We start from the raw sequence: 12,918 nt of genomic DNA on the forward strand, positions 1-12,918 counted from the left end.
GCCCCGTCCGGCCGGCGTCGCGTGGTTCCTAGAGGCGGTCCGGCTGGTACACCGGGATCTGCAGCTCCTCCGTCGTCGGGCCGAGGCTCGGCTCGGGCACGGCCGCGGTGATCGTGGTCCCGTCGGCCCGGGTGCCGCCGACCACCGGCGAGTCGCCGAGGTGACCGTCGGCCCGGGGACCGTGGTGGGACAGCTCCACGACGAGCGGCGCGTCGGTCCCCACGACGTACGACGTCCCGCGGACCAGCACCGGGACCGGACCGGGGCCGTCCTCGATCGCGATCGTGATCTGCTCCTCGGTGAGCCGGACGTGCAGCCGCGTGTCACGCCAGCGCACGCGGAACGTCAGCGACGACCACGACAGCGGCAGCCGCGGGTCGAAGGACAGGCAGCCGCCGTCCGACAGCGTGCCGTGGTCCCGCATGCCACCGAAGCCGAAGACCAGCGCCGCCCACACGCCGCCGGTCGAGGCGATGTGCATGCCGTCGACGGTGTTGCCGTGCAGGTTCATCAGGTCGACGTACAGGGCGTCGTGGAAGTAGCGCAGCGCCGCCTCGTGGTAGCCGACCTCCGCCGCGATGATCGACTGGACGACCGCGGACAAGGTGGAGTCTCCGGTGGTGATGGGGTCGTAGTACTCGAAGTCGGCGCGCTTCTCCTCGATCGAGAAACGGTCGCCCTGCAAGAACAGCGCGAGCACGACGTCGGTCTGCTTGAGCACCTGGAACCGGTAGATGACGAGCGGGTGGTAGTGGAGCATCAGCGGCCGCAGCTCGGCCGGCGTGTTGGGCAGGTCCCAGACCTCGCGCTCGAGGAAGAAGTCGTCCTGCGGGTGGATGCCGAGGCCCTCGTCGAAGGGGATGTGCATGCCCTCCGCGCAGCGCGACCACTCCTTGACCTCGTCGTCCTCGAGCTTGAGCCGGGCGCGGATCTGGTCGAAGTCGTGCGGGTGCTCGCGCCGGATCAGCTCGACCGCAGCGGCCGCCTGCTCGAGGTTGTAGCGGGCCATCACGTTGGTGAACAGGTTGTTGTTGACCACCGTCGTGTACTCGTCGGGGCCGGTGACACCGTGGATGTGGAACGACGGCTCGCCGTTGCTCCGCCAAAAACCGAGGTCGGCCCACATCCGGGCCGTCTCGACGAGGATGTCGATGCCCTCGCGGACGAGGAAGCCGTGGTCGCCCGCGGCCTGGACGTACTTCGTCAGCGCGTAGGCGATGTCGGCGTCGATGTGGACCTGCGCGGAGCCGGCCGCGTAGTAGGCCGACGCCTCCTCGCCGTTGATCGTGCGCCACGGGAAGAGCGCGCCGCTCGCGGCCAGCTCGCTCGCCCGCTCGCGGGCCGCCGGCAGCATGACGGAGCGGAAGTGCAGGACGTTGCGCGCCAGCGTGGGCTGGGTGAAGGTCAGGAACGGGATCACGTAGATCTCCGTGTCCCAGAAGTAATGACCCTCGTAGCCGGAGCCCGTCACGCCCTTCGCCGGCACCCCCAGCCCGTCGGCGCGAGCCGAGGCCTGTGCCAGCGAGAACAGGTTGAAGCGGATCGCCTGCTGCATCGCCGCGATGGCGGGGTCGTCGCCGGCGATCTCGACGTCGGCGCCCTGCCAGAAGGCGTCGTACCACTCGCGCTGCTCCTCGTAGAGCCGGCCGACGCCCATCCGGTGGGCACGGTCGAGGGTGCGGTCGCAGCGGTCGGACAGCTCGCGCACGGGTACGCCGCGCGAGGAGTGGTAGGCGACGACCTTCTCGATCCGCAGCGTCGTCCCCTGGGTGGCGTCGACGCGGAAGACCATCTTGGTCCGGTCGTCCTCGGCCCGGATGATCGTCTCGTAGCCGTCGGTCGTGCTGATCCGGTGGTCGGCGGCCACGGCAAGGGTCATCCCGGAGCGGTTGGCCTGGTAGCCGAGCATCATCCGCTCGTCGGTCGCATAGCTCATCCGCGGCAGCAGCACCCGGTCCTCGAACGCCGCCGCCTTGCGCGGGTCCATGCCGACGCCCTGGGCGGCCTGCGGCTGGTGGTACTCGTCCTTGCCGTCCTGCCGGTTGAGCAGCTGCGAGGAGATGACGACCGGCGCGTCACCCTTCAGCATCGTGACCTCGAGGCTGAGCAGCGCGAGGTGGCGCTGCGTCATCGACACCATGCGGGTCGAGACGATCCGCACCCGCTTGCCCGACGGCGTCCGCCAGACCAGCCGGCGACGCAGCACGCCGTCGCGGAAGTCGATGCTGCGCTCGTAGTCCTCCAGGTCGGCGGTACCGAAGGTGAGCGGCTCGTCGTCGACGTAGATCTTCATGACCTTCGCGTCGGGGACGTTGACGATCGTCTGGCCGGTGCGGGCGAAGCCGAACGCGTTCTCGGCGTGCCGGATCGGCCAGGTCTCGTGGTAGCCGTTGACGAACGTGCCGTGCACGAACGCCGGCCGGCCCTCCTCGGGGTTGCCGCGCATGCCGAGGTAGCCGTTGCCGACCGTGAACAGCGTCTCGGTCAGGCCGAGGTCGGTGGGGTCGTAGCCGGTCTCGATCAGCCTCCACGGGTCGACCGGGAAGCGCCCGTGGTCCATGGGGTCGGCCCCGACGCCGGACACGTTGATCACTGGGTTGATCACTGGGTTCCTCCCGACACGAGGTGGCTGAGATCGGACACGACGATGTCGGCTCCGGCGGTGGTGAGCGCGCTCTCGCCGGCGCCGCGGTCGACGCCGACCACGAGGCCGAAGTGGCCGGCGGCACCGGCGGCGACACCGGACACGGCGTCCTCGAGCACGACGGCGTCGGCGGCGGCCGCCCCGAGCACCTCGGCCGCGTGGAGGAACGTGTCGGGGGCGGGCTTGCCGGCGAGGTGCAGCTCGTCGGCGACGAGGCCGTCGACCACCGTGACGAACCGGTCGAGCAAGCCGGCCGCCTGCAGCACGTGCCGGGCGTTGGCGGAGGACGACACGACGCCGAGCGGTACGCCGACCTGGCGCAGGTGGTCGAGCAGCACGACCGAGCCGGGGTAGGCCTGCACACCGTCGCGGTCGAGCACCTGGTTGAACGCGTCGTTCTTGCGGTTGCCCAGGCCACGGACGGTCAGCGCGGTGGCAGGGTCCTCGGAGGTGCCCTCCGGCAGCGTGATGCCGCGTGCCGCCAGGAAGTCGCGGACGCCGTCGTAGCGGGGCTTCCCGTCGACGTGTGCGAAGTAGTCGGCGTCGGTGTAGGGCGACTGCTCCGGGTGGTGCTCGGCGAGATAGCCGTTGAACAGGTCCGACCAGGCGGCCATGTGCACGATCGCCGTCGGGGTGATCACCCCGTCGAGATCGAACAGCACGGCGGCGTACTGCTTCCAGTCCACTGACTCCATGGTCGTCAAGAGTATTGGTCTGGCGCCCGACGGGGTGAGGGGTCCATGGTGAATCCATGGCGACGAAGCTTCTGGTCGGTACGCGCAAGGGCCTGTGGATCGGGACGTCGGACGACGCTCGTGAGGAGTGGAGCTTCTCCGGTCCGCATCACGACATGCAGGAGATCTACTCCGCGATGATCGAGCCGGGCACCGGCCGGATCCTGGTGGGCGCCTCCTCGCTCTGGCTCGGCCCGCTGGTCCGCGCCTCGGAGGACGGTGGCGAGACCTGGACCGAGGCGTCGGTGAAGTTCCCCGACGACGTCGACGCGAGCGTGGCGCGGGTCTGGCAGCTCGTGCCAGGCGCCGAGCCGGGCACGGTCTGGGCCGGCGCCGAGCCGGGCGCGATCTTCCGCTCGACCGACGGCGCGCGGAGCTTCCAGCTCGAGCGCGGCCTGTGGGACCACCCGCACCGCCCCGAGTGGGACGCGGGCTTCGGCGGCCAGGCGTTCCACACGATCCTCCCGCACCCGACGGACCCGCAGTCGGTGACGGCGGCGATCTCGACCGGCGGCGTCTACCAGACGCGTGACGGCGGCGCTTCGTGGGAGCCGCGCAACGACGGCATCCGCGCGATCTTCCTGCCGGAGGGCAAGCAGTTCCCCGAGTTCGGCCAGTGCGTCCACAAGATCGCCCGGCACCCGTCCCGGCCCGAGCGGCTCTACCTCCAGAACCACGGTGGCGTCTACCGCTCCGACGACGAGGCGGCCACCTGGAAGTCGATCGCCGACGGCCTGCCGACCGACTTCGGCTTCGCGATGGTCGTGCACCCCTACGAGCCCGACACGATCTACACCTTCCCGATCGGCGCCGGCGAGAGCCGCTACCCACCGGAGGCGAAGGCGCGGGTGTGGCGCTCGAGGGACGCGGGGGAGACCTGGGAGGCGCTCGACAAGGGCCTGCCGGACCCCTGCTACGTCGGGGTGATGCGCGACGCGATGTGCGCCGACGACCACGAGCAGGCAGGGGTCTACATCGGCGCCCGCAACGGCGCCGTGTGGGCCTCCAACGACGCCGGCGAGTCGTGGCGCTGTGTCGCCTCCGACCTGCCCGACGTGCTGGTGGTGCGCGCGGCCCGGATCTGACCGCGGCCACGAGGTGCTGAGACCTGGCCCGGGCGTGGGGCGACCGGGCTTACCCTAGGTGCATGCCCACTCTCCGCTCCGCGACCTCGACCTCGGGCCGCAACATGGCCGGTGCGCGCGCCCTCTGGCGCGCGACCGGCATGACCGACTCGGACTTCGGCAAGCCGATCATCGCGATCGCCAACTCGTTCACCGAGTTCGTACCGGGTCACGTGCACCTGCGCGACATGGGCAAGATCGTGGCCGAGCAGGTCGTCGCAGCCGGGGGCGTGGCCAAGGAGTTCAACACGATCGCCGTCGACGACGGCATCGCGATGGGCCACGGCGGCATGCTCTACTCGCTGCCCAGCCGCGAGCTGATCGCCGACGCGGTGGAGTACATGGTCAACGCCCACTGCGCCGACGCGCTGGTGTGCATCTCCAACTGCGACAAGATCACGCCCGGCATGCTGATGGCGGCGCTGCGGCTCAACATCCCGGTCGTCTTCGTCTCCGGCGGCCCGATGGAGGCCGGCAAGACGGTCGCGATCGAGGGCATCGTCCACGAGAAGCTCGACCTCATCGACGCGATGATCGCCAGCGCCAACGACGCGGTCACCGACGAGCAGCTCGACACCATCGAGCGTTCGGCGTGCCCCACCTGCGGCTCGTGCTCCGGCATGTTCACCGCCAACTCGATGAACTGCCTCACCGAGGCGATCGGCCTCTCCCTGCCGGGCAACGGCTCCACGCTGGCGACGCACGCGAAGCGCCGCGCACTGTTCGAGGAGGCCGGCCGTCGCGTGGTCGACCTCGCCAAGCGCTACTACGACGACGACGACGAGTCGGTCCTGCCGCGCAACATCGCGACCCACGAGGCGTTCGAGAACGCCTTCGCCCTCGACGTGGCGATGGGCGGCTCGACCAACACCGTCCTGCACCTGCTGGCCGCCGCCCGCGAGGCGGAGATGACGTTCTCCGTCGACGACATCGACGCGGTCTCCCGGCGGGTCCCGTGCCTGTCGAAGGTCGCGCCGAACACCCCGAAGTACCACATGGAGGACGTGCACCGGGCCGGCGGCATCCCCGCCATCCTCGGCGAGCTCAACCGTGCCGGCCTGCTCAACACCGGCGTCCACTCGGTGCACAGCGACTCCCTGCAGGGATGGCTCGACGAGTGGGACATCCGCAGCGGCAAGGCATCGGAGGCGGCGATCGACCTGTTCAAGGCGGCACCGGGCGGCGTCCGGACCACCGAGCCGTTCTCGACCGAGAACGAGTGGGCCAGCCTCGACACCGACCAGGCCGAGGGCTGCATCCGCGACGTCGAGCACGCCTACACGAAGGACGGCGGCCTCGGCATCCTCAAGGGCAACCTCGCCGTGGACGGCTGCGTCGTGAAGACCGCCGGCGTGCCCGAGGAGGTCTGGACCTTCACCGGCACGGCGATCGTCTTCGAGTCGCAGGAGGCAGCGGTCGAGGGCATCCTCAGCAAGAAGGTGCAGGCCGGCCACGTGGTGGTCATCCGCTACGAGGGCCCCAAGGGCGGCCCCGGCATGCAGGAGATGCTCTACCCGACGTCGTTCCTCAAGGGACGCGGGCTGGGTCAGTCCTGCGCGCTCATCACCGACGGTCGCTTCTCCGGTGGTACGTCGGGCCTGTCGATCGGGCACGTCTCCCCGGAGGCGGCCGGCGGCGGCCTGATCGCCCTGGTGGAGGACGGGGACCAGATCTCGATCGACATCCCCGGTCGCTCGATCTCGCTCGACGTCGACCAGCACGTCCTCGACGAGCGCCGGATCGCCCAGGAGAAGCGGGACAAGCCCTACACCCCGCTCGACCGCGACCGCGTCGTGTCGACGGCGCTGCGTGCCTACGCGTCCATGGCCACCGCCGCCTCCGACGGCGCCTACCGCCGCGTCCCTGAGTGAGCCGGGCGCCTCGCGCCCGCCTGCTCACCATCCTCCGCCCCGTCGTCATCGTCGGGCTGGCGGTGGTGAGCGCTGTGGGCCTCACCTCCCTGGGTGGTGAGTCGGCACCGGTTGCCGCCACCCCGACCAGCTCCCCGACCAGTTCCCCGACCAGCTCCCCGACCAGCCCGCCCTCGCGACGGCCGAGCGGTGAGTCGTCAACCGTCGCGCCCGCACAGAAGGTCGCCCCCGCGCCGAAGGTGGCCAGCTCGCCGCCGGCGCGTCCGACCCTGCCCGGCGGCCGGCTCCGCGTGTTCGACGGCAACCGCTTCCTGGTCGCCTACTACGGCACCGCCGGCAGCGGTGCCCTCGGCGTACTCGGGGAGGTCTTGCCGGAGCAGATGCAGGGACGGCTGGCCCGCGCGGCAGCACCGTTCGCGGGACACGGGCGCCCCGTGCAGAACGTCTACGAGCTGATCGTCACCATCGCCGACCGGCACCCGGGCAAGGACGGCGACTACAACCACGACCTCTCCCGCCAGGCCGTGCAGGGCTACATCGACGCCGCGCACCGGCACGGCGCGCTGCTCCTGCTCGACATCCAGCCGGGGAAGGCCGACTTCCTGACCGTCGCCAAGCGGTGGGCCTGGGCGCTGCGCGACCCGTGGGTGGGCCTCGCGCTCGACCCGGAGTGGCGGATGGCGCTCGGCGGTGTCCCTGGGCGTCGGCTCGGGACCGTGGGCGCCGGCGAGGTCAACCGCGTCTCGGCGTGGCTGTCGCGGCTGGTCGCCCAGGAGCGCCTGCCGGAGAAGGTCTTCATGCTGTCGCAGTTCCGGCGCAGCATGATCGTGCACCCCGAGCGGATCGTCCGCCGGCCCGGCCTCGCGTCGGTCCTGCACGTCGACGGTTACGGCACGCCGCGGCAGAAGAGGTCGACGTACGCCGCCGTGGCACGTCCCGGGCAGTTCACGATGGGCTTCAAGCTGTTCTATGACGAGGACGTCCCCCGGATGGGCGCCCGGGCGGTGCTGCAGCTGCGGCCGCAGGTGAGGCTCGTCAGTTTCCAGTGAGGGCTCTGGGACACTGGGCTGCGTGGGAATGCTCGGGAGACTGCTGACACTCGGACCCCACGCAGGCGCTCACCGGATCGCGATCCGCGCGTCCGTCTCGGTGCTCGTCCCGCTCCTCGTCCTGTGGTGGACCGGGCACCTGGAGTGGTCGATCTACGCCACGTTCGGGGCTTTCACCTCGCTCTACGGCCGTGAGCGGACCTACCGCGCCCGGCTCTCCCTGCAGGTCGAGGCCGGCGTCACCCAGGTCGCCGCCGTGACGCTCGGCGTGCTCGTCGGGATCAGCGACCAGCGTGCCTGGATCTCGGTACCCGTGGCCGCCGTGGTGGCGTTCGGTGCCTCCTCGGAGTCCGCCCGGCGCGGGTGGCACCCGCCCGGCTCGCTGTTCCAGGTGTTCGCCTTCGCAGCGGTCGCGTCCGCGCCGGCCACCAGGGAGGACGTGCTGCCGGCGGTCCTCGTCTCGGGCGGCTCGGCGTTGTTCTCCGTGCTCGTGGGGTACGCCGGCCCCGCGATGCGGCGCGCCCGGCTGACGCCGCTCGACGTGCCCGCGCGCCCGATCGGCGGCGCGGTCGAGGGCGTCTGGCGGTACGCCGTCCAGTCGGCGCTCGGGGTGCTGATCGCCGGGACGATCGCGACGTCGGCGGGGATCGGCCGGCCCTACTGGGCGATGGTCTCGGCCGTCGTACCCCTCGTGGCGCGCGACCTGACCGCCCAGCTGACCCGCGGCCTCCACCGTGTCGTCGGCACGGGCCTCGGTCTGCTGGTCGCGTGGGCGCTGCTCGAGCTCGACCTCCCCGGGCTGGCGCTGGTCCTCGTCGTGGCGGTCCTGCAGGCGGGCGCCGAGCTGGTCGTCGGACGCAACTACGCGCTCGCGCTCGTGTGCGTGACGCCGCTGGCGCTCCTCATGGTCCACCTGGTCGTGCCGGTGCCGACCCACGAGCTCCTCGTCGACCGGGGCGTCGAGACCGTGATCGGGGTCGCGGTGGGCGTCGCGGTCGGCTACCTGAGCCGGCCCCGGCTGACCGAGGCGATCCGTTCCCGGATCGCCCTCTGACGCCTGGCGGCGCGACCTTGGCTAGGGTCTGGCCGTGCCCGAGGTGAACGAGTTCGGTCTGCCCGTCGGCGACGTCGTGAGGGACTGGGAGCCGCGTCCGCGGCCGGAGCCGGTCACGCTGACCGGGCGCTACGTCCGGGTGGTGCCGCTGAGCTCGGCGCACTACGCCGAGCTGTTCACGACCACCTGCGGCCCGGACGACGGGGCCCTGTGGACCTACCGGCCGATCGACCGACCGGCCACGCTGCCCGACCTCTGGATGCACCTGGCGGCGCTCGAGGAGTCAGCGGTCGACCTGACGTTCACGCTCGTCCCGACCGAGGGGGACCACGCCGGCGTACCGGCCGGGCTGGCGTCCTACCTGCGCATCGAGCCGCACACGGGCCAGATCGAGGTCGGCGGCATCCTGTTCGCCGGAGCCCTGCAGCGGACCCGGGCGGCGACGGAGGCGATCCACCTCCTCATGCGGCACGCGTTCGACGAGCTCGGCTACCGCCGCTTCGAGTGGAAGTGCGACAGCCTCAACCAGCCGTCCCGTCGGGCGGCCGCGCGGCTCGGGTTCGTCTACGAGGGCCGGTTCCGCAACCACATGATCACGAAGGGTCGCAACCGCGACACCGACTGGTTCTCCGTGACCGACGGCGAGTGGCCGGCGGTGCGGGCCGCGCACGAGCGCTGGCTCGACCCGGCGAACTTCGACGCCGACGGCCGGCAGATCACCGCGCTCAGCGAGCTCACGAGCGACCTCGCGGGGGACCGCACTGCTTGACCGACTGTCGGCGGGCAGTGCCAGGGTGGCGGGATGGACCAACGCATCAGCCTGGTGACCCTGGCCGTCGGTGACGTCGCGGCGAGCCGCGCCTTCTACTGCGAGCGGCTCGGCTGGCAGGAGTTCATGTACGTCCCCGGCGAGGTCTGCATGATCCGAGCGGGCGACCACCTCATCTTCTCGCTGTGGGACGAGACCCACTTCGAGGCGGAGATCGGCCAGCCGATCCGCCGTGGTGAGGGCGTCGCGCCGCTCACGATCGCGCACAACGTGGCGACCGAGGCCGAGGTCGACGCCGTGCTCGAGACCGCCCGGGCAGCCGGGGCCGATCCGATGAGCACGGCGGTCGAGCGCGAGTGGGGCGGCTACACGGGTTACTTCGCCGACCCCGATGGCTACCGTTGGGAGGTCGCCTACGCCCCCGGAGAGATCGCCAAGGTGGTGCTTCCATGACCGATGACGACCGGCAGGTGCTCACCGGCCACGACGTGGCCGCCGCCCTCCTCGATGACTGGCGGCTCCTCTTCGCCGCCCTCCATGCGCGCTTCCGCACCGGCGGCTTCGCCCAGGGCGTCGCGTTCGTCGACCGGATCGCGGCCGAGGCCGACAAGGCCGACCACCATCCCGACGTCGACCTGCGCTACGGCTCGGTCCGCATCCGGCTGAGCAGCCACGACGTCGGGGGAGTGACCCAACGCGACGTCCGGCTCGCCCGGGTGATCAGCGAGCTGGCCGACGGCTTCGACCTCACCCCGGAGACCGGCAAGCTCCAAGTGGTCGAGGTGGGCCTCGACAGCTCCGATGCCGCCGAGATCAAGCCGTTCTGGGCGGCCGTCCTCGGGCTGTCCGACTCCGCGAGCCACGACGAGCTCGTCGACCCCGACGGCGTCCTGCCGACCCTGTGGTTCCAGGACACCGACCCGCACGACCCACCCCGGCAGCGCTTCCACTTCGACGTGCGGGTGGCCCCGGAGCAGGCCGAGCAGCGGGTCAGGGCGGCCATCGAGGCGGGCGGCACGCTCGTCAGCGACACCAGCGCGCCGCGCTTCTGGGTGCTCTCCGACAAGCAGGGCAACAAGGCTTGCATCACCACGTGGCTGGGTCGCGACGACGCCCACGAGTGAGCCTACGTACGTGCCGAATGATGGGATTCGCATCTCACATCGTGGGACATGCGGCTGGCCAGGATGACGGGCCCGGGCGGCGCGAGTAGCGTGACGGCCATGCGCCTGGACATTCTTGTACGCACGCGACGCGCCCGCTGAGCACTCAGTAGACGCGTCCCCCTCCGCTGCCGTCAGGCCGGAGGGTTTTTTGTTGCAGCGACCAGGCACGGCCACACCACAGATGAGGAACGACAACAGATGAGCGAGATCACCGGGGCACAGAGCCTGGTCAAGTCGTTGGAGGCCGCGGGCGCGGAGAACGTCTTCGGCATCCCGGGTGGCGCGATCCTTCCCGCCTACGACCCGCTCATGGACTCGACCAAGGTCCGCCACATCCTCGTCCGCCACGAGCAGGGCGCCGGCCACGCGGCCGAGGGCTACGCCGCCGCCACCGGCAAGGTGGGCGTCTGCATGGCGACCTCCGGCCCCGGTGCGACCAACCTGGTCACGCCGATCGCCGACGCCTACATGGACTCGGTGCCGATGGTCGCCATCACCGGACAGGTCGCGGAGAGCCTGATCGGCACGGACGCCTTCCAGGAGGCCGACATCCGCGGCATCACGATGCCGATCACCAAGCACAACTTCCTCGTCACCGATCCCGCCGACATCCCGCGCCGGGTCGCCGAGGCGTTCCACATCGCCTCCACCGGGCGCCCCGGCCCGGTGCTCGTCGACGTCGCCAAGAGCGCGCTGCAGGCGATGACCACGTTCCAGTGGCCGACCGAGCTGCAGCTGCCCGGCTACCGGCCGGTGACCAAGCCGCACGCCAAGCAGATCCGGGAGGCCGCGCGCCTGATCCTGGAGAGCCGCAAGCCCGTGCTGTACGTCGGCGGCGGCACCATCCGCTCCCGCGCCCACCGCGAGCTCCGCCGGCTCGCCGAGCTGACCGGCATCCCCGTCGTCACCACGCTGATGGCGCGCGGCGCGTTCCCCGACAGCCACCCGCAGCATCTCGGCATGCCGGGCATGCACGGCACCGTCGCGGCGGTGGCGGGTCTGCAGAAGAGCGACCTCATCATCAGCCTGGGCGCACGGTTCGACGACCGCGTGACCGGCGACCTGGCCACCTTCGCTCCCGGCGCCGCCGTCATCCACGCCGACATCGACCCGGCCGAGATCGGCAAGAACCGGCACGCCGACGTCCCGATCGTCGGCGACATCCGGGAGGTGATCAGCGACCTGCTGGTCGTCCTCGAGGCCGAGCGGGCTGCCGGCCGCGAGGGTGACTACGAGTCGTGGGTGGCCTACTGCGCCGGCATCAAGAAGAACTATCCGCTGGGCTACGACACCCCGGCCGGCGGCCTCGCACCGCAGTACGTCATCGAGCGGCTCGGCCGGCTCGCCGGCCCCGAGGCGATCTACGTCGCGGGCGTCGGGCAGCACCAGATGTGGGCGGCCCAGTTCATCGGCTACGAGCACCCGAACACGTGGCTCAACTCCGGCGGTGCCGGCACGATGGGCTACTCGGTGCCGGCCGCGATGGGCGCCAAGGTGGGCCGTCCGGACGCGACCGTCTGGTCGATCGACGGCGACGGCTGCTTCCAGATGACCAACCAGGAGCTGGCCACCTGCGCGATCGAGAACATCCCGATCAAGGTCGCGGTGATCAACAACGACAACCTCGGCATGGTCCGGCAGTGGCAGACGCTCTTCTACAACGAGCGCTACTCCAACACGAACCTGCAGAAGCACAGCGGTCCGGTCCGCATCCCCGACTTCCCGAAGCTGGCCGAGGCCTACGGCTGCGTCGGCCTGTCGTGCGAGTCGGCCGACGACGTCGACGCGACGATCGCGAAGGCGATGGAGATCAACGACGCACCCGTCGTGGTCGACTTCCGCGTCAACAAGGACGCCATGGTGTGGCCGATGATCGCCGGCGGCGCCAGCAACGACGAGATCCAGTACGCGCGCGACCTGGCGCCCAAGTTCGACGAGGACGACATCTGATGGCGGAGCTGAGCACGGGCAAGCACACCCTGTCGGTCCTGGTGGAGGACCGCCCCGGCGTCCTGGCTCGCATCGCCGGGCTCTTCAGCCGCCGTGGCTTCAACATCGAGTCGCTCGCGGTGGGCCCGACCGAGCACCACGGGATCTCCCGCATGACGATCGTCGTCAACGTCGAGGAGACCCCGCTCGAGCAGGTCACCAAGCAGCTCAACAAGCTCGTCGAGGTCATCAAGATCGTCGAGCTCGAGCAGGGTCAGGCGGTTCAGCGCGAGCTGCTGTTCGTCAAGGTCGGCGCCACCGCCGAGACCCGCGGCCAGGTGCTCGACACCGTGCAGCTGTTCCGGGCCAAGGCGGTCGACATCTCGGCCGACGCCGTGACCATCCAGATCGTCGGCAACCGTGGCAAGCTGACCGACTTCCTGCACGTCCTGGAGCCGTTCGGCATCCGCGAGCTCGTGCAGTCCGGCATGGTCGCCATCGGCCGCGGCTCCCGGTCGATCTCGGAGCGCTCGGCGCGCCCGGTCGCCGTACCGGCTCCGCCGGCGGCGAGCTGACCA

General features: G+C 70.9%; 10 protein-coding genes and 1 pseudogene. 9 read left to right on the forward strand and 2 right to left on the reverse strand.

All coding sequences use genetic code 11. The features are described 5' to 3' along the window. Window positions 1-28 precede the first annotated feature (28 nt). On the reverse strand, window positions 29-2,584 hold the full coding sequence (locus tag QDS12_RS08100) for a glycosyl hydrolase family 65 protein (protein ID WP_279878485.1): 2,556 nt from the start codon (window positions 2,582-2,584) through the stop codon (window positions 29-31). Window positions 2,585-2,601: 17 nt separating this feature from the next. Beyond that, on the reverse strand, window positions 2,602-3,339 hold the full coding sequence (locus QDS12_RS08105) for a beta-phosphoglucomutase family hydrolase (protein ID WP_279878320.1): 738 nt from the start codon (window positions 3,337-3,339) through the stop codon (window positions 2,602-2,604). A gap of 56 nt (window positions 3,340-3,395) precedes the next feature. Between QDS12_RS08105 and QDS12_RS08110 the strand changes: the two genes are divergently transcribed. From QDS12_RS08110 to ilvN, 9 genes and pseudogenes are all read left to right on the forward strand, one after another. Beyond that, window positions 3,396-4,463 (forward strand): exo-alpha-sialidase, encoded by a 1,068-nt coding sequence (locus QDS12_RS08110; protein WP_279878321.1) that lies wholly within the window; start codon window positions 3,396-3,398, stop codon window positions 4,461-4,463. Between the two features lie 62 nt (window positions 4,464-4,525). Continuing rightward, window positions 4,526-6,373, forward strand: coding sequence for a dihydroxy-acid dehydratase (ilvD, locus tag QDS12_RS08115; protein WP_279878322.1), 1,848 nt, complete (start codon window positions 4,526-4,528; stop codon window positions 6,371-6,373). Continuing rightward, entirely contained in the window at window positions 6,370-7,422 is a 1,053-nt protein-coding gene (locus QDS12_RS08120; protein ID WP_279878323.1) for a hypothetical protein, read from the forward strand. The genes ilvD and QDS12_RS08120 overlap by 4 nt, the downstream gene beginning before the upstream one ends. Window positions 7,423-7,450: 28 nt before the next feature. After that, entirely contained in the window at window positions 7,451-8,476 is a 1,026-nt protein-coding gene (locus QDS12_RS08125; RefSeq protein ID WP_279878487.1) for an FUSC family protein, read from the forward strand. 34 nt (window positions 8,477-8,510) lie between these two features. Continuing rightward, a complete protein-coding gene (locus QDS12_RS08130; RefSeq protein ID WP_279878324.1) occupies window positions 8,511-9,245 on the forward strand; it encodes a GNAT family protein in 735 nt (244 codons plus the stop codon). 33 nt (window positions 9,246-9,278) lie between these two features. Continuing rightward, complete coding sequence (locus tag QDS12_RS08135) at window positions 9,279-9,698, forward strand: VOC family protein (protein WP_279878326.1); 420 nt, start codon at window positions 9,279-9,281, stop codon at window positions 9,696-9,698. After that, complete coding sequence (locus QDS12_RS08140; RefSeq protein ID WP_279878327.1) at window positions 9,695-10,369, forward strand: 4a-hydroxytetrahydrobiopterin dehydratase; 675 nt, start codon at window positions 9,695-9,697, stop codon at window positions 10,367-10,369. The genes QDS12_RS08135 and QDS12_RS08140 overlap by 4 nt, the downstream gene beginning before the upstream one ends. A 222-nt stretch (window positions 10,370-10,591) precedes the next feature. Further along, window positions 10,592-12,361, forward strand: a pseudogene (locus QDS12_RS08145) (acetolactate synthase large subunit); the annotation flags it as partial. Further along, window positions 12,361-12,915, forward strand: coding sequence for an acetolactate synthase small subunit (gene ilvN, locus QDS12_RS08150; protein WP_279878328.1), 555 nt, complete (start codon window positions 12,361-12,363; stop codon window positions 12,913-12,915). The pseudogene QDS12_RS08145 and the gene ilvN, both read left to right, overlap by 1 nt. The last annotated feature ends 3 nt before the right edge of the window (window positions 12,916-12,918 follow it).

It is taken from the genome of Nocardioides sp. CER19, from assembly GCF_029846275.1.
Taxonomy (GTDB): domain Bacteria; phylum Actinomycetota; class Actinomycetes; order Propionibacteriales; family Nocardioidaceae; genus Nocardioides.